Annotated in this window: 24 protein-coding genes; 12 read left to right on the top strand and 12 right to left on the bottom strand. The window is 73.7% G+C overall.

The genetic code is table 11. From position 1 onward, the window contains the following. Window positions 1-4: 4 nt before the first annotated feature. The 4 genes from HP550_RS23125 to HP550_RS18855 all read left to right on the top strand — a co-directional run bounded on the left by HP550_RS23125 (window position 5) and on the right by HP550_RS18855 (window position 4356). A complete protein-coding gene (locus HP550_RS23125) occupies window positions 5-1147 on the top strand; it encodes a methyltransferase (RefSeq protein ID WP_343048266.1) in 1143 nt (380 codons plus the stop codon). A 32-nt stretch (window positions 1148-1179) separates the two neighbouring features. After that, the gene (locus HP550_RS18865) at window positions 1180-1845 is read left to right on the top strand and encodes a hypothetical protein (protein ID WP_175349206.1); all 666 of its coding nucleotides are present in this window, start codon (window positions 1180-1182) and stop codon (window positions 1843-1845) included. Between the two features lie 28 nt (window positions 1846-1873). Beyond that, on the top strand, window positions 1874-3829 hold the full coding sequence (locus tag HP550_RS18860) for a thioredoxin-like domain-containing protein (RefSeq protein WP_175349205.1): 1956 nt from the start codon (window positions 1874-1876) through the stop codon (window positions 3827-3829). Window positions 3830-3978: 149 nt separating this feature from the next. Continuing rightward, entirely contained in the window at window positions 3979-4356 is a 378-nt protein-coding gene (locus HP550_RS18855) for a hypothetical protein (RefSeq protein ID WP_210768271.1), read from the top strand. 4 nt (window positions 4357-4360) lie between these two features. Here the strand turns inward: HP550_RS18855 and HP550_RS18850 are convergent, their stop codons facing one another. The 6 genes from HP550_RS18850 to HP550_RS18825 all read right to left on the bottom strand — a co-directional run bounded on the left by HP550_RS18850 (window position 4361) and on the right by HP550_RS18825 (window position 11757). Next, window positions 4361-5797 (bottom strand): GGDEF domain-containing protein, encoded by a 1437-nt coding sequence (locus HP550_RS18850; RefSeq protein ID WP_175349471.1) that lies wholly within the window; start codon window positions 5795-5797, stop codon window positions 4361-4363. Window positions 5798-5950: 153 nt separating this feature from the next. Then, a complete protein-coding gene (locus HP550_RS18845; RefSeq protein WP_175349204.1) occupies window positions 5951-6166 on the bottom strand; it encodes a hypothetical protein in 216 nt (71 codons plus the stop codon). A gap of 55 nt (window positions 6167-6221) precedes the next feature. Further along, window positions 6222-7217, bottom strand: a complete 996-nt coding sequence (locus HP550_RS18840; protein ID WP_175349203.1) for a chymotrypsin family serine protease — start codon at window positions 7215-7217, stop codon at window positions 6222-6224. Window positions 7218-7297: 80 nt separating this feature from the next. Next, window positions 7298-9085: an ABC transporter ATP-binding protein gene (locus HP550_RS18835; protein ID WP_175349202.1), complete on the bottom strand. Its 1788-nt coding sequence runs from the start codon at window positions 9083-9085 to the stop codon at window positions 7298-7300. Beyond that, window positions 9082-10965 carry an ABC transporter ATP-binding protein gene (locus HP550_RS18830; protein ID WP_175349201.1) on the bottom strand — a complete coding sequence of 628 codons (1884 nt, stop codon included), beginning with the start codon at window positions 10963-10965 and terminating at the stop codon, window positions 9082-9084. The genes HP550_RS18835 and HP550_RS18830 overlap by 4 nt, the downstream gene beginning before the upstream one ends. 78 nt (window positions 10966-11043) lie before the next feature. Next, on the bottom strand, window positions 11044-11757 hold the full coding sequence (locus tag HP550_RS18825) for a helix-turn-helix transcriptional regulator (RefSeq protein WP_175349200.1): 714 nt from the start codon (window positions 11755-11757) through the stop codon (window positions 11044-11046). 64 nt (window positions 11758-11821) lie between these two features. Here HP550_RS18825 and HP550_RS18820 point away from each other — a divergent pair, with 64 nt between their 5' ends. From HP550_RS18820 to HP550_RS18795, 6 genes are all read left to right on the top strand, one after another. Continuing rightward, window positions 11822-12523 (top strand): alpha/beta fold hydrolase, encoded by a 702-nt coding sequence (locus HP550_RS18820; protein WP_175349199.1) that lies wholly within the window; start codon window positions 11822-11824, stop codon window positions 12521-12523. Between the two features lie 87 nt (window positions 12524-12610). Further along, window positions 12611-14302, top strand: coding sequence for an RCC1 domain-containing protein (locus HP550_RS18815; protein WP_175349198.1), 1692 nt, complete (start codon window positions 12611-12613; stop codon window positions 14300-14302). Between the two features lie 99 nt (window positions 14303-14401). Then, on the top strand, window positions 14402-15226 hold the full coding sequence (locus tag HP550_RS18810) for a DUF4397 domain-containing protein (protein WP_175349197.1): 825 nt from the start codon (window positions 14402-14404) through the stop codon (window positions 15224-15226). 107 nt (window positions 15227-15333) lie between these two features. Further along, complete coding sequence (locus tag HP550_RS18805) at window positions 15334-15945, top strand: class F sortase (protein WP_246281007.1); 612 nt, start codon at window positions 15334-15336, stop codon at window positions 15943-15945. A 59-nt stretch (window positions 15946-16004) separates the two neighbouring features. After that, window positions 16005-16619: an RNA polymerase sigma factor gene (locus HP550_RS18800; protein WP_175349195.1), complete on the top strand. Its 615-nt coding sequence runs from the start codon at window positions 16005-16007 to the stop codon at window positions 16617-16619. 7 nt (window positions 16620-16626) lie between these two features. Beyond that, on the top strand, window positions 16627-17325 hold the full coding sequence (locus HP550_RS18795) for an anti-sigma factor (protein ID WP_343048265.1): 699 nt from the start codon (window positions 16627-16629) through the stop codon (window positions 17323-17325). Window positions 17326-17371: 46 nt separating this feature from the next. On the opposite strand, the gene HP550_RS22505 is transcribed toward HP550_RS18795, so the two are convergent. The 3 genes from HP550_RS22505 to HP550_RS18780 form a co-directional block, all read right to left on the bottom strand. Next, entirely contained in the window at window positions 17372-17680 is a 309-nt protein-coding gene (locus tag HP550_RS22505; protein ID WP_246281005.1) for a DUF6458 family protein, read from the bottom strand. A 92-nt stretch (window positions 17681-17772) separates the two neighbouring features. Continuing rightward, complete coding sequence (locus tag HP550_RS18785) at window positions 17773-19824, bottom strand: S9 family peptidase (protein WP_175349193.1); 2052 nt, start codon at window positions 19822-19824, stop codon at window positions 17773-17775. Window positions 19825-20053: 229 nt separating this feature from the next. Next, the gene (locus tag HP550_RS18780; protein WP_343048262.1) at window positions 20054-20854 is read right to left on the bottom strand and encodes a hypothetical protein; all 801 of its coding nucleotides are present in this window, start codon (window positions 20852-20854) and stop codon (window positions 20054-20056) included. 513 nt (window positions 20855-21367) lie between these two features. On the opposite strand from HP550_RS18780, the gene HP550_RS18775 reads away from it, so the two are divergent. Together HP550_RS18775 and HP550_RS18770 are read left to right on the top strand one after the other, a co-directional pair. Next, entirely contained in the window at window positions 21368-21820 is a 453-nt protein-coding gene (locus tag HP550_RS18775) for a DUF6318 family protein (protein ID WP_175349192.1), read from the top strand. Between the two features lie 107 nt (window positions 21821-21927). After that, window positions 21928-22689: a hypothetical protein gene (locus HP550_RS18770; RefSeq protein WP_343048261.1), complete on the top strand. Its 762-nt coding sequence runs from the start codon at window positions 21928-21930 to the stop codon at window positions 22687-22689. Window positions 22690-22760: 71 nt separating this feature from the next. Here HP550_RS18770 and HP550_RS18765 read toward each other — a convergent pair whose 3' ends face one another. From HP550_RS18765 to HP550_RS18755, 3 genes are all read right to left on the bottom strand, one after another. Further along, the gene (locus HP550_RS18765) at window positions 22761-24863 is read right to left on the bottom strand and encodes a bifunctional copper resistance protein CopD/cytochrome c oxidase assembly protein (protein WP_175349191.1); all 2103 of its coding nucleotides are present in this window, start codon (window positions 24861-24863) and stop codon (window positions 22761-22763) included. A gap of 46 nt (window positions 24864-24909) precedes the next feature. Next, window positions 24910-25572 (bottom strand): copper resistance CopC family protein, encoded by a 663-nt coding sequence (locus tag HP550_RS18760; protein WP_175349190.1) that lies wholly within the window; start codon window positions 25570-25572, stop codon window positions 24910-24912. Between the two features lie 67 nt (window positions 25573-25639). Then, a complete protein-coding gene (locus HP550_RS18755; protein ID WP_175349189.1) occupies window positions 25640-26284 on the bottom strand; it encodes a hypothetical protein in 645 nt (214 codons plus the stop codon). Window positions 26285-26304: the final 20 nt, after the last annotated feature.

Raw genomic sequence — 26304 nt, 5'->3', positions numbered from 1 at the left:
CCCGGTGGCCAAGCGCGCACGCGGCGGACCGCCCCCCGCCCACCACGGCAGCCACCCCTCCGACCGACGACCCAGGACCCGCCCCGCACCGCGGCGGTCCACCGAGCTCGAGCTCACCTTCCTGCCGGGGCTCGAGTCCGCGGTCGCCGACGAGGCCGCCGAGGTCCTCATGCTCGACGGCGCACCGACGCCCGTGCCCGGCCGCGAGGACGCCCTCGACGTCGCGACGTGGGGTCCGCCCGCCGACGTGCTCGGCCTGCGCACCGCGGTCGCGGCCTTCCTCGTCCTCCGGTTCGACGTCCCCCGCCCCAAGTCGCTGACCAGCGGCGACCACCTGTCCCGGATCGTCGAGGCGATGTACACGTCGCTGCGGACGGGCAGCTCCTCGACGTTCCGGTTCGAGGCCGCGGGCAGCGACTCCACGGTCTTCGCGCGGCTGGCCGACCTGCTCGCCGAGGCCACCGGCCTGCGGTACGACGAGGCGCAGGGCGAGCTCGTCCTGCGCGTGCGCCGCGGCGTGCGTCCGGGCCCGTCCGGCGACCCCGGCTGGGACGTCCTGGTCCGGCTCGGCTCGCGGCCCCTGTCCGCCCGCCGCTGGCGCGTCACCGACTTCCCCGGCGCGGTGAACGCGACGATCGCGGCCGCGATGGTGCGGCTGGGCGAGGTCCGCGAGCAGGACCGCGTGCTCAACCTCATGTGCGGCTCCGGCACCCTGCTGGTCGAGCGCCTGTCCGCCGGTCCCGCAGCCGAGGCCGTCGGGGTGGACCTGTCCGCCGACGCCCTCACCGCGTCCGCGGAGAACCTCGGCGCCGCCGCGCATGCGGGCGACGCCCGACTGCTGACCGCCGACTGCACCGGCCCCGCGCTGGTCGAGGCCGTCGGCACCGGCTGGGACCTGCTGCTCGCCGACCCCCCGTGGGGCACGCTGCACGGCACGCACGCCACCAACGCCGAGGTGCACGCCGGGATGCTCCAGGCGGCCTACGACGCCGCCGCTCCGGGCGCGCGGTTCGTCGTCCTCACGCACGAGGTCAAGGTCATGGAGCGCTGCCTGCGCGACGCCGACGCCCTCTGGCGGATCCGCTCCACCACCAGGGTGTTCGCCAAGGGCCACCACCCGCGCATCTACGTCCTCGACCGCACCTGATCCGCCCCTCCGACCTGCTACGTTCCCCGGCCATGGGACTCTTCCGCCGCTCCCCCGAGCAGGTCCGCACGCGCCAGGACGCCGCCATCGCCGACTTCTGGTCGTGGTGGTCGACGGAGGGCCACGACCAGGCGGCCGCGGTGTTCGACGACGACGCGCGGACGTCGCAGGACCTCAACGCGTTCGCCAGGGCGGTCGCCAGCAGGACCGACCCGCTGGGTCTCGCGTTCGAGACCGGACCCGGCAGGGTCGCGCGGCACGTCCTCGTCGTGACGGCCGCGGGTGACCCGAACCTGCGGGAGCTCGCGCAGCGCTGGCTCGCCGCGGCGCCGGCGCCTGACGACGCGTTCGAGTACGCCGCGTTCCGTCAGCCGGTCGCCGACCCCTCCGGCACGTCCCTGCGCTTCGGGGACACCGTGGTGGACATCGCCTCGATGACCGTCGTCCCGCAGGTCGACGGTCGCGAGGTGCACGTCGCCGTCAGCCACCCGGCCTTCGCCGGCGCGCCCGAGGAGGTCCGCGGACAGGTCACGTTCCTGTTCCTCGACGCCCTGCTCGGCGAGGAGGCCGTCGAGGCCGGCATCGGCGCCGTCACCTGGACCGGCGACCCGCAGCCCGACGGCATCCCGATCCTCGGCCTGCCCGCCCTGGTCGAGTCCGCCCGCCGCGGCCTCCCGGAGGCGGACAACGCGCTCTGACCCGACCGATGTCGGTGAGAATGGTCCCGTGCGTGAGAGCAGACTGCCCCGGGTCCGTGCGTCCGAGCTGGTCGGGCGGGGGTGGCTGAACACCGGCGGCCGTGACGTCACGCTGGCCGACCTGCGCGGCAAGATCGTCCTCCTCGACTTCTGGACGTTCTGCTGCATCAACTGCCTGCACGTCCTGGACGAGCTGCGCGAGCTCGAGGAGCAGCATCGCGACGTGCTGGTGATCGTCGGCGTGCACTCCCCGAAGTTCGTGCACGAAGCCGATCCCGTGGCGCTGGCCGCCGCGGTCGAGCGGTACGAGGTGCACCACCCGGTGCTCGACGACCCGCAGCTGGTCACGTGGTCGGCGTACACCGCGCGAGCGTGGCCGACGCTCGTCGTCATCGACCCCGAGGGCTACGTGGTCGCGCAGATGGCCGGCGAGGGGCACAAGCGCAACGTCGAGATCCTGGTCGGCGAGCTGATCGCCGAGCACGAGGCCAAGGGCACGCTGCACCGCGGCGACGGACCCTACGTCCCGCCGGCGCCCGCGGAGGGCACGCTCCGGTTCCCCGCCAAGGCGATCGTGCTCCCCGACGGGCACCTGCTGGTCGCGGACGCCGGGCACCACAGCCTGGCCGAGCTCGAGGCGGACGGCGAGACGCTGGTCCGGCGGATCGGCTCGGGCGAGCGGGGGCTGGTGGACGGCGGTCCCGACCAGGCCCGGTTCAGCGAGCCGAACGGCCTGTGCCTGGTCCCGGACGAGCTGCGGTCGGTCCTCGGCTACGACGTGCTCGTCGCCGACACGGTCAACCACGCGCTGCGCGGGGTGCGCCTCGCGGACGGGTCGGTCACCACCGTGGCCGGGACCGGCGAGCAGTACATGGTCGGGGCAGCGGACAACTTCCTGGCGTCGGACGAGGACGAGGACGAGGCAGACGAGGAGCTCGCGTCCGTCGCCGTGATCGGGGAGCCGGGCGACGCCGTCGCGGGACTCACGGCACGCGCCGGCACGTTCGTCCCCGGCCCTCGTCGGCACAAGCTGTCCTCCCCCTGGGACGTCGCCTGGTCGGAGCCGTTGGGCGCGTTCGTCGTCGCGATGGCCGGCAACCACACCCTCTGGGCGTTCGACGACAAGCAGGGGTCGATCGACCTGCTCGGCGGCACCATGAACGAGGGCCTGCTCGACGGTCCGCTGCACGAGGCGTGGTTCGCGCAGCCGTCGGGGCTCGCGGTCGCCTCCGACGACCGGATCTGGCTGGCCGACTCCGAGACCTCCGCGCTGCGCTGGGTGGACCCGGTGGAGCGGACCGTGCACACGGTCGTCGGCGAGGGGCTGTTCGACTTCGGCCACCGCGACGGTCCGGCCGCCGAGGCCCGCCTCCAGCACCCCCTCGGCGTGGCGGTCCTGCCCGACGGCTCGGTGGTCGTCGCCGACACCTACAACGGCGCCGTCCGCCGGTATGCCGACGGGGAGGTCAGCACGCTCGCCACCGACCTCGCGGAGCCCAGCGGGATCGTCGTGCTCGACGGCGGCTCGACCCTGCTCGTCGTCGAGTCGGCGGCGCACCGGCTCACGCGGATCGCCCTGGCCGCCAGGCTCGTCGGCCAGATCCTCGACTCCGGCAGCCACCGCACGCAGCGCCCGGTCACCGAGCTGGCGCCCGGTGAGGTGCGGCTGGACGTGGTGTTCACCCCGGCGGCCGGGCAGAAGTACGACGACCGCTACGGTCCGTCCACCCGGCTCCAGGTCTCGTCGACGCCGCCCGGGCTGCTGCTCGACGGCGCCGGCGACGACGTCCCGCTGGACCGGGTGCTGCGGCTGGACCCGACCGTGACGGAGGGCGTCCTGCACGTCACGGCGCACGCCGCCAGCTGCGACGCCGACCCCGCGATCGAGTACCCGGCGTGCCACCTCAACGCGCAGGACTGGGGCGTACCGATCCGCCTGGTCGAGGGCGCACCGGCCGTCCTGACCCTGCCCCTGCACGGCTGACCGGGGTTGACGCCTCGCACCGCGCGCGAGGAGCCTGAACGGATCGGGAGCGGCGAGCTACGCGCAGGGCGGGCGCTCGGGGTGAGCGGGCAAGGGAGCCGCGACGGCGGGAACTCACTCTCGCCCGCCACCGACCTGGGGGGTAGGCCATGCACCGGCTCGCGGCGAAGAACAAGTACGTCGGCTTCCTGTTCATGAAGATCAGTCCTGAGTACTTCGCGCTCGGGCGCAAGGGAATCCATGAGGTCTCCGTCAGCCACGCCGACGACCTCTCGAAGTTCTCCGACCTGCTCACGCACGTGGTGACCAGCGGGCTCAACGGCAAGTACGACCAGATCACGATCGTCGAGGCCGACACCCTCGAGCAGATCCACGCCGCCGCGACCGAGTTCCGGATGGGCGCCAAGGCGGCGTACATCGACGTGGTCGACGTCATGGTGGGCATCAAGGCGCCGCCGCGCAAGCACGGTGTCCGGCTGAGCGAGGCGGACGCCGAGTCTGCGGAGTCGCAGCAGGCGTCGCAGTAGGCGCTCAGCGCGCTCCGAGCACCGCCACCGCGGCGAGGGCGTCCAGCGACGTCGCGACGACCTCGCCGGTGGCGGCCGTCGCCGACATGCCGATCTCGACCTGCCACAGGTCGTGGATGACGACGGCGGTCGACGACTCGACGCCCATCTCGGCGGGGCTGCCGCCACGGGCGACCGCGGACGGCGGCTCGTCGGGGCTGCGCCGGGTCAGGACGGCCCACGCGGACCCGCCCAGCGTCTCGGTGGCGGCGGCCGCGAACGCGCACAGGCGCGGGACGACGCCGGACTGGGCGGCGACGATCGCGGCGGTCGCGGCCACCAGCACGCGCTCGGCGGTGACCGCGGGGTCGGCCGCGGCCGGCACCATCGACCGCAGCGCCCGGGCGCGAGCCCGCTTGGCCTTGTACTGCGCGGTGTCGGCCTGCCGGAACAGGTGCCGCGCGGACACCGACCCGGTCACGGCCGTGGAGGCGATGCCGTAGGAGATCGCAGCGCCGTGCGGCAGGGGGAACTCGGCGATGGTTGCGGCCATGACGTCCGCCACCTCGGCGCGCCGGCGCCCGACCGTCACCAGGCAGAACTCGTCGCCGCCGATGCGCGCGGCGGTGGAGCCGGGCAGCGCGTTGGAGGCGCGGCTGAGGACGTCCGCCACCGAGCGCAGGAGGTCGTCGCCGGTGTCGTGGCCCAGCTCGTCGTTCACGCGCTTGAGCCCGTCGACGTCGCACATGACGATGCACGTCTCGTTGCCCGACTCGAGCGCGGCCTCGGCCTCGGCGTCGGCGATCCGGCGGTTGGCCAGCCCGGTCAGCGGGTCGTCGGCGACGAGGTGGCGGACCTGCGCCTCGAGGTCCACCCGCGCGATCGCGCCGGCGACGAGCGCCGCGAGCACCTCGGCCCGGGCGATGTCGTCCACCCGGAACGGCGGGCCCGGCCGCGTGCGGACCGCGTAGATCTGGCCCCAGACGCTGCCGTTCACCACCAGCGGAGCCGCGAGCGCGCTGGCGGCGTCCAGCTCCTTGAGCGTGTCCACCTCGACCGGGTCGCCCGCGTCGGGGTCGTCCGGCACGGTCAGCTCGTCGTGCACGGTGCGGGCGTGGGCCACCCAGCTGGAGCGGTCACGGATGAGCGCGCGCAGCGCGGGGCGGTCGTCGGCGCGGTACGACCCCCGTGCCATCCACACCGCCCGGGGGTCGGTGGGGGCGGGGTCGACGAGCACCACCCGGCACGTGTCCTGGTCGATCCGGCAGACCGCGATGCGCCGGGCGCCGAGCATCTCGACGCCGGTGGTCGCCGCCACCTGGGCGACCTCGTCGATCGTCCGGCAGCGCTCCAGACGGTGCGCAGCGAGCGCGAGCGCGCGCACGCCGACGACGCCCGCGGCAGACCTGCTCTCCGCGCGCGCACCCTGAGCGGCCGTACCTGGTCGCGTCACGTCGCCCATCATCGACCCTCGATCCCGCCTGGTGCGACGCACACGGATGAGAGGTGCGTGAGATCACCCGTCTTGGGGAAGCGATAACGATTCCGACGGCGGTGCGTGCTCGCCCGGCGGGTGGGTCCGGAGCTCGCCGCGCACGGCCGAGATGAGCCTTCGTCAGGCGCTGGCGCGGATCGCACCGACCACACGCACACGCACGTCCACCCCGTCGACCGCGCCCGGCAGGTCCGGTCCGGGGCTCCGGGACACGTTCACCTGGAGCTGGTAGCCGTCGGAGGCGCGGGCGATGCCGATCCCGCGCACGTCCGAGCGCCCCTTCAAGGCCATCCGCAGGTGCTCTTTCGCTGCCCGGGCCTGCTCGAGGTCCGCCATGGTGTCCCGCCTCCCGCCGACCGCGACCGCAGCGGGGGCTACGGTCCGACGATCGTCAGACCAGTGTGACCCCGAGTGCGTCCAGAACGGCATCGATCGGGTTGAGGTACGTCAACCCGGTGCCATTGTCCCCTCCCGACTCCGAGCCTGCAAAGAGCAGACCGAGGGCGACCCCGTCCTCGCGGAAGACGAGCGAGCCGGAGTCACCGCCGCGGGAGAACGGACCGGTGCCGGTGGACTCGACCTCGATCTGGTTGTCGAAGCTCAGCTCCCCGAGCTCCTCGCCGTAGCCGACGACCACGTTGTCGAGCTCGATCGCCGTCACCTGCCCGTAGGTGATCGACGTGGTGCGGCCGATCTTGCTGACCTTCTCGCCGCCCAGCGCGACCGCCGTGGTGGTGATCCGGCCGACCGGGTACTCCGGGTCCACCTCCTGGTCGGTCAGGAGGGCGAGCGCGCAGTCCACCGTGGCGTCACGGCCGGGCTCCAGGTCCACCCGCGCGGCGAGCGTGCCGACCTGGTCCCGCGGCGACCGTCCGCCGTCCGCCGGCCCGGGCTGGAGGATGACGTCGCCCACCCGGGCCTGCGGGCGGCCGGAGAGCACGTGGTAGTTGGACAGGGCATGCACCACCCCGTCCTTGTGCACGAACGCGCCGAGCGTCCCGGCGGTGACGTCGACGTGGGCGATCGAGACGCCCGGCCGCAGCGGACGCACGCGACCGGTCTCGCCCAGGGACCGGGCGGTGATCACCGGGGGGCGCGGCCGGACCTTGGTCGGGTCGTCGGCCAGGGTGGAGATCCGGCCCGTGCGGCGGACGTCGACGTCCGGCCCGACCTCGGCGACGACCTTGCGCGCGATGCTGCGGACGGACGGCAGCCCCAGGCGGTAGCGGACCGCCAGCGCGTACGACCCGTCGGGCTGAGGTGCGAGACCGATGGCCAGCGCCGGGCCGCCGTCGGCGAGGTCCGACGGCCGCACCACCCGCTCGGACAGCTCCCTGACCAGGTCCGTCGCCTGTGCCTTGACCTCGCGTGCCTTGCCCTTGTCCATGCATCCCCCTGCTGGTCGGTTCGCCCGGTCCGTCCCGGAGCGCTGCCAGTCTGCCGGTCACCGCCCACACGCGCAGGGGTTCAGAGGTAGGCCGCCGCCTGGATCCCGAACAGCTCGGCGTACAGGCCGCCACGGGCCACCAGCTCCTCGTGCGAGCCGGACTCGACGATCCGGCGGTCGGCGACCACCAGGATCAGGTCGGCCATGCGGACGGTGGAGAACCGGTGCGAGACCAGCAGGGTCACGGCGCCGGTCGTCGCGCCGACGGCCCTCGCGTGGGCCGCGTACCGCTCGTACAGGTCGTGCTCGGCCTGGGCGTCGAGGGCCGACGTCGGCTCGTCGAGCACCACCAGCAGCGGCTGCTCGCGCATCATCGCCCGGCCGAGCGCGAGCTTCTGCCACTGCCCGCCGGACAGCTGGGCGCCGTCCGCGTGGCTGGTGCCCAGCTGCGTGTCGAGCCCGTCCTCCAGGCGGTCCAGCACGTCCGCGGAGTGCGCCCGGTCCAGGGCGCCGAGCACCGCGTCGTCGGACCCGATCCGGGGCAGGTCCCCCACACCGACGTTCTGCCGCGCGAGCAGCTCGAACCGGCAGAAGTCCTGGAACCCCGCAGCCGTGCGGTCGCGCCAGGCCACGGGGTCGAGGTCGTGCAGGTCGACGCCGTCCACCGTGATCGTGCCGGTCGTCGGTGCGTAGAACCGGCACAGGAGCTTGACCAGCGTGGTCTTGCCGGCACCGTTCTCGCCGACGATGGCGACGCTGGTGCCGGCCGGCAGCACCAGGTCGACGCCCTCCAGGACGGGCGCGTCCGTGCCGGGGTAGGTGAACGAGACGCCGTCGAACCGGATGCCGTCGCGCAGCACGTCCGGGGCGGAGACGGACGCTCCCCGCACCGTCTGTGCCTGCACCAGCGACCGCATCCAGGCGAGGTCGGTCATGGTCCGGGCTGCCCGCTGCAGCTGCTGGAGGATCGTGACCGCGGCGGTGACCTGCTGATTCACCTGCGACGCCAGCGTGATCACCAGCACGACGTCGCCGACGGTCCGGCGGCCGGCGACGGCGTCGCGCAGGACGAGCAGGGTCGCGGCGACGTACGCGACCGCGAACGCCAGCTGACCGGCGGCACGCAGGGCGTCGGCACGCACCTCGCCCGCCCAGAGCACCGCGGTGGCCGCGTCCCACGACCGAGCCAGCCGCGTCCGCACCTCCTCGCCCAGCCCGCAGGTGCGCAGCTCCTTGGCGGCGTTGGCGTCGAGCGACAGGACGAACAGGTGCCGTGCGCGGCGGTTGTCGGTCGCGGCGGCGGTCCGCGCGGCACCCAGCACGCTCTCCGCGCGGCGGCCGAGCACCAGCGGCGGCACGGCGGCCAGCGGCAGGAGCAGGAGCCACGGGTTCAGCTGCGCCAGCAGGACGCCGGTGATGAGCAGCGCGACGCCGAGCCCGATCGCCGACAGCAGCGCCTGCATGGACCCCCAGCCGGAACGGTCGAGCTCGGTGCGCAGCACCTGGAGCCGGTCCGCATACTCCGGCCGCTCGTGGTGCTCGATGCCGGGGGAGTCGTGGGAGAGCCCGATGAGGTCGCGCTCCAGGCGCATGACCGCCTCGTCACCGAGCTCGAAGTAGAAGATGTGCGCGAAGTGCCCGGCCGTGAGCGCGGCGACCACCAGCACCGCGACGAGCACCGCCGCCACCGACGCACGCCGGGCGTCCCCCGCCACGGCCGCGTCGGTCAGCGCGGCGAGCGCGGGCGCAGCCAGCGGCAGCGCCACCGACTGCAGCACCATGAGGACTGCGGAGAGCGTCAGCTTGCCGGGGCTGATGCTCGCCGCCAGCCGCAGCAGCGCCCAGCTCCCCCGCACCGTCTGCCTCATGCGTCGACCTCGTTCCCGTCCGCGTCCAGCCCGGCGGCGAACCGTTCTGCCTGCAGCCGGAACAGCCGCGCGTAGTGCCCGTCGGCCGCGACGAGCTCGTCGTGGGTGCCCTGCTCGACCACCCGGCCGGCGTCGATGACGACGATCCGGTCCGCCCGGCGCACGCTGGAGAACCGGTGCGAGATGAGCACCGAGGTCACCCCGCGCGTGAGGTCGACGAACCGGTCGAAGAACGCCGCCTCCGCCCGGACGTCGAGCGCGGAGGTCGGCTCGTCCAGCACCAGCAGCCGCGCTCCCGCCTCCAGCGCGTACAGCGAGCGCGCGATGGCGATCCGCTGCCACTGGCCGCCGGACAGGTCCGCGCCGCCCTCGTAGGCGCGGGACAGGGTGGTGTCGAAGCCGGCAGGCAGGGCGTCAACGGCGTCGGCGATCCCCGCGCGCTCCGCCGCGCCGCGGACGACGGCCGGGTCCCGCGGGGCGTGCACGGCGCCGACCAGGATGTTGTCCGACGCCGACAGCTCGTAGCGGACGAAGTCCTGGAAGACCACGCTGACCTGGCGGCGCCAGGCGGCGACGTCGAGGTCGGCCAGGTCGGTCCCGTCGACCGTGAGGCGGCCCGCGGTGGGCTCGTGCAGCCGGGTCAGCAGCTTGACCAGCGTGGTCTTGCCGGCACCGTTGACGCCGACGATCGCGGTGCACAGCCCCGCCGGCAGGTCCAGGTCGAGGCCGTCGAGCACCGGCCGACCGCTGCCGGGGTACGTGAAGTGCACGTCCTCGAACCGCACCGACGCCTCGGGCGCCCCGGGCGGAACGGGCCGTCCGGGTCCCGACGAGGCCAGCCGCGCCTCGGCCGCGTCCATCCGCTCCTCGAACTCGGCCAGCGCCGCGACGGCCTGCATGCCGTACTGCGTCTGCACGTCCGACTCCGGGTAGTACTCGCCGAGCGCGATCGCGGCGACGACCGCCTGGATGCCGAGCGCCAGCGCGGTGAGCGTGATCTCGCCCGCGGCCGCCGACCGCCCGATCGACACCAGCACCGCGGCGCCGACCACCAGCCCGATCGCCGTGTAGACGAGGTAGGGGACCAGGTAGATCTGCCGGCGGCGCGCCGCGACCGGGTCGAGCATCCGCCGGGTGGCGTCGCTGTACTCGTCGGTGAACCAGCCGGCCAGCCCGAACACCCGCATCTCCTTGGCGGCCGCCGGGCCCATGGCCACCTCGCGCAGGTACACGGACCTCCGACGGAAGCCGATGACGTTCCTCCACACCTGCGAGTACCGCCGCAGCCCGCCGCGCTGCCCGTACCGGAACACGAGGGTGGCCGCGAGGACCGCCGCCGCGGCCGGCCAGGACACCACCACGCCGATGACTGCGACGAAACCGAGCAGCTGCACGTACCGCGCGACCAGGGCGAGCAGCCCCGCGGCCGACGCCCCCGGGCTGCGGAAGTCGGCCTCGAACTCCCTCGTCGCCTCCGTCAGCGCCTCGAGGGTGGCCTGGTCCTCCATCGGCGCGATGGAGGTGGACCGCAGGGCGATGCGCAGCGCCCGGTCGCGCAGGGCGCCGTCGATCCGGCGCTGCATCCGCACACCCAGCGCGGTCTGCACGGGCGCGAGCACCTGCCTGGCCAGGAACAGGACCGCCGCCAGCACGAAGGTCCGCACGAGCGAGCTCCACGCGGCAGAGCCCGTGCCGCCCTCGACCGCCGCGGGCACCTGCCCGACCACCACGCTGGTGGCCAGCACGAACGCGACCGGGAGGAGACCGAGCACCAGGTTGAGCGTCGTCAGCCCGATCACCAGGCCGGAGCCCGCCGTGGGCAGCAGGCGCGCGATGTCCCGGCGGGGCAGGACCGCGGTGCGGTACCAGGACCGGAGCATGGGACTCCTTCGACCGGGCTGTGGGAGCGCGTCCAACCTAGTGGCGGGCCTCACCCGGTGCACGAGGTTTGGCGAGGCTCAGTCGGAGGGGCGTGACGACACCGGGCGGGCGTCCGGTGGCGCGGTTCCGATGTCCGCCACGGGACGCGGCTCGTACGGCTCGGGCGTCGCGTCCGCACGCAAGATGCGCCCGAGCCGGAACCACCGCAGGTCCTGCCGGGCCTGGCACCACGCGACGACGTACCAGGTGCCCTCGGTCCGGGCGAGGACGACCGGCTCGATGCGCCGACGACTGACCATGCCGTCCGTGCGGCGGTACTCGATGGCCAGCACGCGGCGTCGCCCCAGCGACTCCTCGACCCCGCGGAGCACCTGCGGTGGCACGTCGTCCCCCGCCCGGTCCGGCCGCGACCAGACCCGACCGGCCAGCTCGTCGGCGCGGGCGCGGTCGGCCGGCGGGAGCGCGTCGAGCACCTTGGCGCGGGCGGCCGCGGCGTCGGTGCCGAACGGGCTCCCCGCCGGCAGCGCCCGGACGGCGAGCGACAGGGCGACCGCCTGCGCAGGCGTGAAGTTCACCGGCGGCAGGCCGACCGACGAGTCGAGCACGTAGCCCCCGCCGAGACCCGCTTGCGCAACGACCGGCAGCCCGGCCTGCTGGAGCGCCGACACGTCCCGCTTGACCGTGCGCGGCGACACCTCGAAGAGGCGGGCCAGCCGCGTGCTCGTCGTGCCGGAGCGGCCGACGCGGCGCAGCTCCTCGGCGAGCGCGTACAGACGGTCGGTGCGGTTCATGGTTCCAGCATGGTGACACAAAGGTGACACCCCGTTGTCACCAGCCCGGGTTCACGCTGGGTCCATGACCACCTCACTGATCCTCATCCCCGGTTTCTGGCTCGGCGGCTGGGCGTGGGACGACGTCGTCGCCGCCCTGCCCGACGAGCTCGACGTGCACGCACCGACCCTGCCCGGTGTCGAGCCCGGAGCCGACCGTGCCGGCATCACGCGCGCCGACCACGTCCGCGCCGTCACCGACCTCGTCGACTCCCTGGAGGGCGACGTCGTCCTCGTCGGGCACAGCGGCGGTGGAGCGCTCGTCGGCGAGGTCGTCGACCAGCGACCCGACCGCGTGCGGCGCGCGATCTACGTGGACTCCGGCCCGCTCGTCGAGGGCGCCGCGATCGACGCCTCCGCGACCGAGCAGGTCGAGGTCCCGCTGCCCAGCTGGGAGGAGTTCGCGGCCCAGGGGTCGAGCACCGAGGGCATCGACGACGAGGGCCTCGCGGAGTTCCGTCGCCGCGCTGTCCCGCACCCGGCCGAGGTCGTGCGCGGCGCGGTGCACGTGGGCGACCCGCGGCGGTTCGACGTGCCGGCCACCGCGGTCTGCACGAGCATCCCGGCGGCGCAGCTCAAGACGATGGTGAACGGCGGGCCGCCGTTCCACACCGAGCTCGGCGAGATCCACGACCTCGCCTGGGTGGACCTGCCGACGGGCCACTGGCCGATGTTCTCGCGGCCGGCGGACCTCGCCGCGGTCCTCGCGGAGGCCGCCCGCGCGTGACTTGACACGATTTGTCCCACGGGAGCACGGTGGACGGCGCGGACGTCGGCCAGGGGGTGCCTGGTCGCGCCGTCCCTCGGGGGAAGCATGGGTGTCGCAGCAGCCACCTCGGTCCGTCGGACTCTGACGGTCCTCGTCAGCGCGTGGGCGCTGGTCGCGCTGGTCCTGCTGGGGGCTCCGCCCTCGGTGGCGGCCGGCCCCGGTCCGGCGACGACCCTGTCGGTGCGGGCACCGGCGAGCGCGACCGCCGGCGTGGCGTTCACCGTGACAGTCACCGCCAGGGACTCGGCCGGGCACATCGCCACCGGCTACCGCGGCAAAGTCACCCTGACCAGCGACGACCCCCGCAACCCGACCCTGCACAGCGGCTACGCCTTCACCGCCACCGACAAGGGCGTGCACACCTTCGTCGCCACCCTGCGCACCGCCGGCGCGCACACCCTGACCGCCACCGGCACCGGCACCACCCTCACCGGCACCGCCCGCACCACCGTCACCGCCGCAGCCGCCACCCGGTTCGCCGTCACCGGCCCCACCACCACCGACCCCGGCCAACCGTTCACCGTGCAGGTCGTCGCCAAGGACCCCTGGTTCAACTACGCCCGCACCTACCGCGGCACCATCACCTTCACCAGCACCGACCCCGCCGCCACCCTGCCCGCTCCCTACACGTTCACCGCCACCGACAACGGCGTGCACACCTTCCCCGGCCTCGTCCTGCGCAGCCCCGGACCCCGCACCCTGACCGCCACCGACACCACGATCACCGGCACTCTGACCGTCACCGTCACCAGCACCGCAGGCGTCTACACCTGGGGGGACGGCCAGACGGGCGTGCTCGGCGACGGCACGACCGCCGATCGATCGTTGCCCGTGCGCGTCCTGAGCGGAGAGTGGGCGGACGTCGAGACCAGCACGTGGTCGGACTTCGCCATCCGGGCCGACCGCACCTTGTGGGGCTGGGGTAACGACGGCTGGGGTCAGGTAGGGACCGGACCGGGTTACGGGACCCTGCTCCCGCGCCAGGTGGGCACCCAGGCCGACTGGGGGGTCGTCGCCGCCGGCTACCAGCACACGATGGCCATCCGGACCAACGGCAGCCTGTGGGGCTGGGGCGACAACGAGTACTACGCGCTCGGCACCGGCCCGTACCCCGGGCCGGAACCGCAGACGCAGGACGCGCCGGTCAAGGTCGGGACCGACCGGAACTGGGCGTCCATCGCCGCCGGGCTGTTCCACTCTGCCGGCGTGCGCACCGACGGCACGCTCTGGGGGTGGGGCGCCAACGACCCCGGGCCGTTCGGCGATCCCTCAGGTGGGACCAGAACCATCCCCTTCCAGGTAGGGACGGACACCGACTGGGCTGTGGTCTCCTCCGGCGGCGACTCCCACACCGTCGCGCTGAAGAAGGACGGCACGATGTGGATGCTCATGGACGCAGCCGTCCAGCTCGGCGCCGGGTACACCTGGGTCGCGATCGACGTGGGATGGAGCTTCGACGTCGCGATCCGGAGCGACGGCACCCTCTGGACGTTCGGACCCTTCACGCCCCTCACGCAGGTGGGCACCGACGCGGGCTGGGTCAGGGCCTCCGCGGGCGGCGGGCACGGCCTCGCGCTGCGGGCCGACGGGAGCCTCTGGGCGTGGGGGGCCAACGACGACGGCCAGCTCGGCGACGGCACCACGACCGCCCGCCCGACGCCGGTCCAGGTGGGCCTCGGCCGGCAGTGGGTGGACGCGGCCGCGGGCTTCCAGCACAGCATCGCCATCGCCAAGTGATCGAGGTGCATCCACGGACGGGCACGCGGCCGAAGAGGGGGTGTCAGCACATCGGCCGCCCCGGCGTACCCGCCAGGGCCAGTCCTCGAAGGACGCACCATGCGCACACGCCTGTTCTCCGGCATCGCCGCCGGAACCCTCGCCCTCGTCACGCTCGCCGCGGTCCCCGCGACCGCGGCCGACCCCGCCAAGCTGAGCGTGCTCCACGGCGTCCCCGGCCTCACCGTGGACGTCTGGGTCAACGGCGAGCGCACGCTCGACGACTTCACGCCGGGTTCGCTCGCCGGCCCGCTCGACCTGCCGGCCGGCACGTACACGGTCGCCATCACGGCGGCCGACGCGGCAGACGCCAGCTCGCCGGCCATCGGCCCGGTCGACCTCGCTCTCGAGGCCGGCAAGAACTACACGGCCGTCGCGCACCTCGACGCCGCGGCCGCGCCGACCGCCACCCTGTTCACCAACGACATCTCCACCACCGCCGCGGGCGAGGGCCGGCTCACGGTCCGGCACGTCGCCGCGGCCCCCGGGGTCGACGTGCTCGCCGGCACGACGCCCGTGATCACCAACCTCACCAACCCGACCGAGAAGGTGCTCAACCTCCCGGCAGGCACGGTGTCCGCCAGCGTGACCGCCACCGGGACCACGACGCCCGCGCTGCTCGGCCCGGCCGACGTCGCGATCGTCGAGGGCACCAGCACGATCGTCTACGCCTGGGGCAACGCGACCGCGTCGCCGTCCACCCTGGCGCTCGCCACGCAGACCATCGCCGGCCTGCACAGCAACCCGTCCGGCGTGAACGCGGGCCAGGTCGGTCTCGTCTCCGACGACGGCTCGTCCGCGTGGACCTTCGCGATCGCGGGGCTGGCCGTCGCCGGCCTGGTCGGTGCCGGGTTCGCACGTCGCGCCGCGATGCAGCGGAGCTGATCCTGCACATGAACGTCACGTCGCGGCCCGGGAGAGCGTTCGCGCGCTCCCGGGCCTCGGCACGCGCGCTCGCGGCCATCGTCGCACTCGGCGCTGCTCTGAGTCTGATGATCAGCCCGCTGACCGCGTGCACCGGCCCGGAACCCTCTGCCGGACCGGTGGTCGCGGCGTCACCGTCTCCCACGGCGACGCCGCGACCGACCCCCACCACGGTGCTCCCGCAGGTCCCGGTGGTCGACGCCGCCCTCGGCGCCCCCGTCGCCGCGACACCCCCGCCCGTGCGCCTCGTCGTGCCGGACGTGGGCATCGACATGGCCGTCGACCCGGTCGGGGTGCGCGACGACGGCGAGATGGAGATCCCCGAGGACGCCGACCGCGCGGGGTGGTACCGCTTCGGTCCCGCGCCCGCCGACCCCACCGGTGCGACCGTCGTCGCCGCGCACGTGGACAGCGTGCAGACCGGGATCGGCCAGTTCGCCCGGCTGCTCGAGGTGGCGGTCGGGGCGGGGATCACCGTGACGTCGGCCGACGGCGGCGTGCGCGAGTACCGGGTAGTCGGCGTCGAGAGGATCGCGAAGGAGGGTGCGCCCGTGGACCAGTGGTTCGACCGGTCCGGCGCGCCGCGACTCGTGCTGGTGACCTGCGGTGGCACGTTCCGCCGCGACATCGGGCACTATACGGACAACGTCGTCGTCACCGCCGAGCCGATCGGTGGGTAGCCGTGACTACGCTGCTGAGCGCTCCCGTCCGTCGGGGGCCGACGAGGGAGGAGCCGTCCGTGAGCGCACCCGGGACCGGGTCCGCTGACTCGACGCGCCCTCGTGCGGTGCATCGGCTCGACCCCGACGGCGAGGGTGTCGAGGAGCTCGGTGCCGCGTTCGTGCGCGGCGACGAGACGGCGATCGCCGAGGCGTACCGGCGCTGGTCCGCGCTCGTGCACACGGTCGCGCTCCGCTCGCTCGGCAGCGTCACCGACGCGGAGGACGTCACGCAGCAGGTGTTCGTCGAGGCGTGGCGCAGCCGCGAGCGGTTCGACCCGGACAAGTCCCGGCTCCCCGCCTGGCTGCTCGGCATCACGCGGCACGTCGTCGCCGACACCCACGAGAGACGCTCGCGCGACCGCCGTCTGCGCGACAAGACGGTGGCCGGCGCCTCCGACCTGCCCGTGCCATCGGTCGACGGCCGGGTGGTCGACCGGGTGGTCGTCGCCGACGAGCTCGACCGGCTCGGGGACCCGCAGCGCACGATCCTGCGGCTCGCGTTCTTCGACGACCTCACGCACGACCAGATCGCGACCCGGCTCGACCTGCCGCTCGGCACGGTGAAGAGCCACGTCCGGCGCAGCCTCGCCCGGCTGCGGACCCGATGGGAGGTGGATGGTGCCGTTCGATGAGTCCCACGTGGACGACGACGTGCTCGCGCTCCTCGCCCTCGGGGAGCCCGTGGCGTCGACGTCGGACCTTGCCCACATCGAGGAGTGCGAGCGGTGCTCCGACGAGCTCGACTCGCTGCGCGACGTCGTGGTCCTGGCCCGCACCGGCGACGGTCCGCTCGTCGCGCCCGCCCCGCAGGTGTGGGACCGGATCGCCGGCGAGCTCGGCCTCGCCGCCGTCGCCGCCGCGGCAGAGCCCGCACCGGTCGTGTCCCTGGACTCCCGCCGCCGACGCCCGACCGCGTGGGGCTGGATCGCCGGCGCTGCGGCCGCGGGCCTGGTGGTCGGGGGCGGCGGTGCCTGGTGGGTGGCCAACCGCGCCGACCCGGTGACCGTGCAGGCGACCGCGGTGCTCGAGCCCCTGCCGGGCTGGGACGCGTCGGGGTCCGCGGTCGTCGAGACGCGCTCCGACGGCAGCCGCGTGCTGGTGGTGGACCTCGCCAAGGACACCCCGTCGGACGACGCGTTCCGCGAGGTCTGGCTGCTCAAGCCCGACGTCAGCGGGCTGGTGAGCCTGGGCACCCTCGAGGGCACGTCCGGGCGGTTCGACCTGCCCGCGGGCCTCGACCTCAGCCAGTTCTCCGTGGTCGATGTGTCCGAGGAGCAGTTCGACGGCGACCCGGCGCACTCCGGCGACTCGATCGTGCGGGGACCGCTCGAGGCATGAGAAACGCCCCCTCCCGAGGGAGGGGGCGTTCTCGTGGTGCACTGCGTCAGACGGCGGGCGGTGCCGCCGGCGGCGGCTGCTGCTGGTACGTCTGCTGCACCGGCGCGGCCGGCGGGGCCGCGGGAGCTGCCTGGGCGGGCGGCGCGTTCGGCGTGGTGCGCTGCTCGACGACCGCCGTGTGTGACGTGTGGTTGCGCTGGCTGTTGAGGACGATCGCCAGGATCAGCGCGATGACACCGGCGCCCATGCAGATGTAGCCGATCACCGTCAGGTTGACACCCTCGACGGCGTCGCTGACGCCGAACGAGAGGATCGCGCCGATGACGATGAGGGCGATTCCGCCTCCGATACCCATGTCGGTCCTTCCGTCGAGGCGCGCGGGTGTCGCGCGGCCTTGACCGGTGAGTCTGGTGCCGACCGGGCCACCCCGCACGTCGAGAGCGCTCGTCACCCGAGGATCTGCGGATACTCACCCGATCGGGCGAGGACGTGCTCGGCCAGGAATGCCTCGACCACCTGGTACCAGACCACGGCGTGCTGCGGGCTGAGCACCCAGTGGTTCTCGTCGGGGAAGTAGAGGAACCGGTGGGGGGTCTTGCCGTCCTCGTCGGCGGGCAGGCCGCTCTTGGCCAGCAGCTCGTACCAGAGGCGCAGACCCTCGCCGATGGGCACGCGGTAGTCCTTGTCGCCGTGCACGACGAGCATGGGCGTGACGATCTTGTCGACGAACCGGTGCGGGGAGTTCTCCAGCGCCATCTCGTCGGTCATCTCGCGCTGCCAGTAGTAGGCCGCGTCCGTCGTCGGCCCGAACTGGTCCAGTGCCCACAGGCTCGCGTGCGTGACGATCGCCCGGAACCGGTCCGTGTGCCCCGCCACCCAGTTGGCCATGTAGCCGCCGAACGAGCCACCCATCGCGGCCGTGCGCGTCTCGTCGATGTCGTCGCGCGCCTCGACCGCGTCCGTGATCGCCATGAGGTCGGTGTACGGCGCCGCGCCCCACGCCCCCCAGCCGTCCTGGATGAACTCCTGGCCGTAGCCGGTGGACAGCGCCGGGTCCGGGAGGAGCACCGCGTACCCCCGCGCGACGAGGATCCACGGGTTCCACCGCCACGACCACGCGTTCCACGAGCCGAGCGGGCCGCCGTGGATCCAGAGCAGCAGCGGCGCCTTCTCCGTGGTGGTCGGCAGCGCCAGCCACCCGCGCACCCGTCGGCCGTCCTCCGTGGTCGTCTCGACCTCCGTCAGCGTGCCGGGCAGCTCCGGGGTCGCGGCCGGGCTGCGCAGCGGGGTCGTCGCCCCCGTCTCCAGGTCGATCCGCACCGGGTGCGAGGGCGCCTCGTACGACGACCGCAGCGCGAACGCGACCGTGCCGTCCGGGCTGACCGACACGTCCGTGAACGTCGCGTCATCGCTGGTCAGACGCGTGATCTCGTCCGACTCCAGGTCGAGCCGGAACACCGGGCCGCGGCCGTCGTCGTCCGCCGTCACCAGCAGGCCCGTGCTGTCCGGCAGCCAGACCGAGGCCGACGGCCACCGGTCCCAGCTCTCGACGAGCGTCCGCGCCTCGCCGCCGGCCAGCGGGACGATCTGGAGGGTGACGCGCGGAGCGACGTGCGGCGTGCTCAGGGACTCGCGCGCGAACACGACCCACTGCCCGTCCGGCGAGATGACGGGCGACCACAGGTCGGCGCCCAGGTCGTCGACGAGGACGCGGTGCTCCCCCGACGCCACATCGATCGCCACCAGCCGCCCCCGCTGCTCGCCCTTGGCCAACGGCAGGTTCCACCCGGTGACCACGGTGCGACCGTCGGGGCTGATCGCCGAGCCCTGCTCCACCAGCGCCGACCGCGCCCCGGGAGTCACGTCCTTGAGGGTGAGCCGCGGGTCCTTGGCGTCGGCCAGGGGTGCGACGACGTCCGAGCCGACATCCGCGACGAACAGGTGCGGCGACTCGGGGCCGAGGTCGTGGTCCCAGTACCGGACCGGGTAGCCGTCGTGCAGGATCGCCGCGACCTTCTTCTCCTTGCGCGTCTTGCGCAGCTTCTCGTCGGCCTCGGCGTCCGTGGCGCTGGGCAGCACGTCGGAGCCGACCAGGACGACGTCCGCGTCCTTGGCCACGTGCACCCCGCCCAGACCGGCCGCCCGGTCCGCCACCACGCGCGCCTCCGCACCGTCCCGCGGCAGCAGCCACAGCGCCGGCACCGGCTCGTCGTCGCCGCCGTCCTTCCCGTCCGGGTCCGGCCGAGCGCTGGTGAACAGCAGGTCCCCGCTGCTGGTGAACGCGGCGCTCGACTCGCCCTTGGCACTGCGCGTGAGCCTGCGCGCAGGCCGCTCGCCGGTCGGGTCAACCTCCCAGAGGGCGGTCACGAACTTGGTCTTCTTGGCGTCGAGCGTCGCGACGCTGGTCACGAGCCGGGTGCCGTCCGCATCGAGCACGAGGCCGCTCAGCCGAGGGACGGCGACGTACTGGTCGAGGTCATCAAAGGGCGTCGAAGTCATGCGCACCGTCCTACCACCCCGACCTGGGCCCCGTCCGCCGAGTTGCGCGGCCGGTTGGTTCCCACGGCCGGCGCGGTCCGCCGCCGGTCGGGCGGCGAGAACAACACCAGTGACTGTCTCGACGGCCCATCCGCCACCCTCGTTGTTCTCGGCACCGACGGTCCCGGTCGTGGTTGGAGGTCGGCGGTGAGAACAACATGAGTCGCGGAATGCAGCCCCGAAGCGCGACTCATGTTGTTCTCAGCGCTGCTCGGATCGCGGTGGGGATCGTGGTGCCGGTGGCGACGTCTGATGCCGTGAAGCGGAGCACCCGTGCCGAGCCCCAGGTGACGAGCGCGTTCTGCCGGTGACGGTCGTGGAAGAGCGCGTCGGGTGTCTCGTGGAACTCCCGCCCGTCGATCTCGGCGATCAGCCATCCACCGTCGTCCAGCCGCCAGCCCAGGTCGCCGCGGCCCAGGAACCGACCGCTCGGTGACCTGATCTCGACCTGGAGCTGGTGCGGCGGAACACCGGCGTCCACGCACTGGAGCCGCGCGAACGTCTCGAGCGGAGACTCTGCGCGGGGATCCACGTGTCCGAACACCCGGTCAGCGAGCCGTGCGCTCCCGCGTCGGCCCCGGAGGCGGTGGCGGATGTCGTCGAGATCGGCAGGCGTCTGGAGCCCCCGCCGGAGGCAGTCGTCGAGCACCGCGACCCCGTTCGCACGAGGTAGCCCTGGCAGCGCCTGCACGAGTGCCGAGCCCAGCGCCACGATCCCGTGCCCGGCGAACGTGCCCACGACCGGCGCCCTCACCTGCCGTACGCGGATCCCGTCCCTGCCGCGCCCGAACCGGCCCTCGGGCAGCGCCACCTCGGGGACGATGTCCAGCGGCAGACCCGCCACTCCGAGCAGGGCGAGCGCACACGACCCCACCGCGATCGCGTCGGGTCCGTACGCGAGCAGACCGATCCACGCGGCACGACGACGCCGATGATCCGCGTCACGCCGACGATCCCGGGCCGGCTCGATGTCGTAGACGCCATGAGTCACCCGCTGGACCACTCCTGCGTCGACGAGGCGTCCGCGTCGGTGCGCGTCGACGCCAGCCGCCGCGAGCTGAGCCGCTGCCAGGAGCCCTTCCTGCCGAAACGCGAGCGACCTGAGCGTCGGGGGCACGGGCCGCGGAGTACGCACGTCCACCAGCACAGCCACAGACGCTCCGCGGTGGGCGCACACCCGTCCGACCGGTGGTTCGAGCGCGCATCTGGTGGGCTGTGGACGGATGGCGGGAACCGTGCGGGTCACACCCGTTGTCCACAGTTGCGTGGGCGGCCGTGACGGGGAGTGTCCGGTTTCGGTACGTTCGCCCGCATGCCCTGGTGGAGCGGTCGTCGCGCACGTGCCCTGATCGCTGTGCCTGTGACTGCCGTGCTGCTCCTGACCGGCTGCACCGGAGGTCCACCGACTGCGACCGAGTCGACGACGGCTCCCCCGGTGGAGACCTCGACGCCTACGCCGACCCCCACCCCGACCCCGACCCCGACCCCGACGCCCACGCCCACGGTGGACGTCACCGTGAAACCCGAGCGGCCGGCGGCGCTGGACGAGCCGCCGAGTGTCGAGGGAGCGGTGGCGGTGGCGAAGTACTTCCTAGCGCTCTATCCGTACGCGTTCGCGACGGGCGACCTAGAACCGTGGGACGCGCTCGGCCATCCCAAGTGCCTCTACTGCGCCAATGTCCGGACGGAAGTACAGGATCAGCTTGCCCAGGGGCTTCACGACGTAGGCGGAGAAGCCGTCGTCCAGTCCGCGAGTGGTGCTGAAGTGAGCCCCGGCGCGTTCTACAAGGTGGACATTGACCTGACTCAGTCGGCGTCGCGGTCCGTGAACGCAGCAGGCGAGACCGTGGAGGAGTATCCCGGGCCGCATGCATTCCACTTCGACATCGCCGCAGTCTGGGAAGAGGGCCGGTGGGCCATCCGTGAGGCAACCCCGACAAGGGCGCCTGGCTCGTGAAGCGACCTGCCGCGATCGCTCTGTCTGCGGTGTTCCTGCTGGTTGCTTTCGCAGCCCCATCCGCGGCCAGGAGCTATGACGGAACGGCCGGTGGCGATGCCGTCAGCGTGACCGCATTCGAAGGTGAGCAGGCATTGCGCGCCTACGTCCGTGCCGCCGTCTCGCCGCGCATCGAGCTCTACCAGCTGCGCCGCGCCGCCCTGTGCAATGTCACCTCCGGCACCCTGGAGTCCGACATCGGCGGCGTGTGCGCCCCCGCCGACGGGTCGGTCGTCCCCAACTGCGACGGCGATCCACCCGTGCAACCCCTCTGGCGCCGCGACCGTGCGCTGCCCACCGACCCGTGGCAACCCTGGCGCATGATTGCCGGTTGGTCGTGCCCTGACGACCTGCTGCCCACCCTCACCGCGGAGGACTTCCGCCGTCTGCCGATCGTCCCGCAGGTCATCCAGATGCAGCCGGACCGTGGGTGGGTGCTGGTGAACAAGGAGACCATCGTCCTGACCGACCCCGCCGAGCAGACGTTCCGCACGGACCTGTTCGGCTACGGCATCGACGTCATCGCCACGCCAACCCAGTACACGTGGGACTTCCGCGACGAGTCCACGCACCTCACCACGGACAGCCCCGGCCACCCATACCCGGGCTTCGATGTCTTCCACGTCTACGACCAACCGGGCACCACCGCGATCAGCCTGACCACCACGTGGTCCGGCCGCTACCGGGTCGACGGCGACGGCACGTGGCGCGAGGTCGTCGGAACCGCCGAGACGACGAGCACCACGGCACCGTTCGAGATCGTCGAACGGCGCTCGCACCTGGTCGCCGAGGACTGCAACCAGAACCCCGACCAGCCCGGATGCGGCTGACCGAGCAGACGCCGAGCAGACGCGTGCAGGGCCGGGCGGGGCCGCGCAGGACCGCGCTGAACCGAGGCAGCTCAGGGCCTCGGGGGCAGCTCCGGGTGCGCGTCGCGGTCGGCCAGCTGCGCCAGCATCGCGTTGTACTCGTCCATCTCCACGTCGCCGTCGCGGTCCACCTGCCGGTCGCGTCGGCGGGCGGTGCGGTCGTCGTCGCGCGACCAGGCGATCGCGACCCCGATCGCCAGGGCCAGGGTCGGGATCTCCCCGATGCCCCAGGTGATCGCCCCGCCGGCCTGCTGGTCGGCGATCGCGGACGCGCCCCAGGGGCGGCCCATGAGGCCGAACCAGTCGGCGACCAGCAGCACGTCCCCGGTGACGAGGGTGACTCCGAAGAACGCGTGGAACACCATCGTCGCGAACAGGAGCAGGAGGCGCTGCGGGTAGGCCAGCCGGCGCGGACCGGGGTCGATCCCGACGAGCGCGTTGACGAACAGGTACCCGGCCGCGGTGAAGTGCACGACCATCGCCAGGTGCCCGACGGGGCTGCGCAGCGACCACTCGAACAGGCCGGAGTAGTAGAAGAGCAGCATCGACCCGATGAAGTTCACGGCGGCGACGACGGGGTGCGCCAGGAAGTGCCCGACGCGGCTGTCGACGATCGTGAGGATCCACTCGCGGGGGCCGCGGGAGGCGTCGTCGCGCAGCTGCGTCGACCGCACGGGCAGGGCGCGCAAGGCCAGGGTGATGGGGGCGGAGAGGGCCAGGAACAGGGGAACGACCATCGCGAGCACCATGTGCTGGACCATGTGCGCGCTGAACAGGACGTGCCCGTAGAGCGCGGGTCCGCCGTTGGTGGCCCAGAAGAACAGGACCATGCCGACGGTCCACGACGCGGCGCGCAGCCAGGACCAGGTGTCGCCGCGCCGACGGAGCCGGAGCACCCAGCGCCAGTAGACGATCAGGCCGGCCACCGCCGCGGACGCGAGCACGAGGTCCCAGCGCCACTCGGTGAGCCAGCGGAGGCCGGTGGGAACCGGCGGTAGGGGGTGACCGGTCAGCTGGTAGGCCGGGGACTGGTCGAGCGGCGGCTCCTCCGACACCGGCGGCGCGGTCTCCCCGAGCGCGACCGCGACCCCGGAGACCGCCCCCATGACGGTGAGCTCGACGAGCACGAGGCGCCAGAACAGCCAGTCGCTGGTGCGCGCCGCGAGTCGCGGCAGGACGGACCGCCGGTGCGCGAGACCGAGCAGCCCGAGCACGCCGAACAGGGCGACCTTGGTGAGCAGGAGCAGACCGTACGAGCTGGTCAGGTCCGACCAGCCGCTGGTGCGCAGCAGCCCGTTGACCAGCCCCGACACGGCCACGGCCGCGAAGCACCAGCCGGCGATGGCCGAGTACCGCGCGACCGACGCGGGCAGGTCGGTGCCGACGCGCCGGACCAGCAGCGCCAGCGCGGTGAGGGCCCCGATCCAGATCGCCGCGCCGACCAGGTGCACCACCATCGACGACGTCGCGATGTCGTGCCCCGAGGCTCCCGCGGCGTGCCCGAGCTGAGCCTGCTGCCAGAGCGCGACCAGCACGAGCGCCGCGGTCCAGGCCGCGCCGGTGGGTGTGGCGACGACGAGCGCGAGGGCGGTGACCACGGCGGCGACCGTGGTGACGAGCAGGAGGGTGCGCCCGAGGTCGATCTGCGTGACGAACACGCCGAGCTCGGCGCCGAACGTCGCGGAGTCCAGGCTCCGGCCGGCGACGCCGGCGTACGTGAGGATGAGGTGCGCGATCGACAGGAGCGTCCACACGCCGGCGGCGAACCCGGCCAGGACCGTGCTGCGCGGGTACGCCCGCCCGTCCGCGGTGCCGACTCCCGCCCGGGCGGTGCGCGTCGACGCCACGGCCGCCCGGCGGGGCAGCACGCACACGGCGAGCACGAGTGCGCCGAGCGTCACCGTCCCGGCGAGCTCGGTGAGCGCCTCGGTGGCGGGCAGACCCCAGCGGACCGCGGAGCCCGGGTCGCGCAGCAGCGCGGGGAGGGCGGCTCCGGAGAACGCGACGCCCAGCAGCGCGGCGACGACGGCCGCGACCACCAGGGCGAGGACGCGCCACGGGCTCGGCGGCCGACGTTCGTCGACCCCGGGCCTGCCGGCGCCCGCGCGGCCGGCGCTCGTCACCGGCGCAGTCATCTCACCAGCGTAGGTCGCTCTGCGCGCCCGTCGAACATGCCGTCGGTCACGGCGTCGGGCCCTCCGACGACCCGGTCGCCGTGGGTGCGGGCCGCCTGCGCACCAGCAGCAACGCGACCACGCCGCCGACCACGACGAGCACGGCGACGACGCCGACGAGCACGGGCCCGGAGACGCGACCCGCCAGCTCGGTGGCGGCCAGGGAGGTGGGCGAGGCCGACGGTGCCGGCGTCACCTCGGCCGAGGTGCTGGGCGTCGGTGTCGGTGTCGGCGACGCCGTCATGGTCGGCGCAGGCGTCGCGACCCCGTACGACGTGGCCCCCGCGGCCGTGAACCGGAACTGGTCCTCGACGGGGTGCCCGTCCGCCGCCGTGACCCGGTACAGGACCGTGTACTCGCCGGCCGGGAGCTCGCCGGTGACGGCCTGGGAGACGGTGTTGTCGACGAGCACCGGCGGTCCGATGTTCACCATGCGCTCGTCGAACGCGTGCACCATGATCGTCGTCCCCACGGCCAGCACCGGCTCGCTGAAGGTCATCGTGATGATCTCCGGCACCACGGGGACGGTCGAGCCGGCGGCGGGGTCGGTGCTCTGGAGCACGGTGTGCGCCTGCGCGGCGGGGGCGGCGAGGACCACCGCGGCGAGCGCGAGGGCGACGCCGAGGAGCCCGGCGAGGGTGGCGGTGCGGACAGGGCGGAGCGAGGGCATGACGGATCCTTGGGATCGGGACGAGGGGTGAGGGCGGACGCGGGCGGGCGGCTCCCTCGACGACCGATCAGCGCGGAGGGACCACGGGCGACTGCCAGGCGGGTGGACCGCGCAGGGGCACCGCGTCGCGCCACCACGCGTACCCGGACCAGGGGACGTCGACGGGCGTCGGCAGCGTCGGCCGCGGGACGACGACGGCGGCCGCCTCCGAGCCGACCAGCGGCGCCAGCCAGGCGGCGATCCCCCACAGTGCGCGGTCGGCGCCGGCGAGGACGAGCGCAGCGACGACGGCCGCGGCGACGTGCAGGACGAGCACGGCCGAGGCGCCCAGCAGCGGCGGCGCGAGCGTCTGCTCGACAGCCGAGCAGGCTGCCAGCGGCTCCATCGCCATGCCCGCGTGGTGCACGTGCCCGAACAGCGCGGCCTGGCCGTCCGGACCCGGTACGCAGGCCATCGTGGTGAACAGGCTGAACGACGAGTGGATGGCGAGCTGGCCCACGCCGAGGAGCGCGAGCGCCCCGACCGTGCCGACGCGTCGCGCGGTGAGCACGACGGCGGCCGCGAGGGTGACGGCGGTCAGGGTGACCAGCACGACCGTCGGCGGCAGCGCCCCGCCCGCCAGCACGTGCGCCAGCGACGCCAGCGCGACGGTGACGGCGGCGACCACCCCGGCGCGCACGAGGCGCAACGGTCCGGTCGCGGGCGCAGGCATCCCGACACGGTAGCGGCCGG

Source organism: Cellulomonas humilata (assembly GCF_013359775.1).
GTDB classification, from domain to species: domain Bacteria; phylum Actinomycetota; class Actinomycetes; order Actinomycetales; family Cellulomonadaceae; genus Cellulomonas; species Cellulomonas humilata.
Note: the sequence above shows the minus strand (reverse complement) of the source record. Positions and strands in the feature narration are given on the sequence as shown.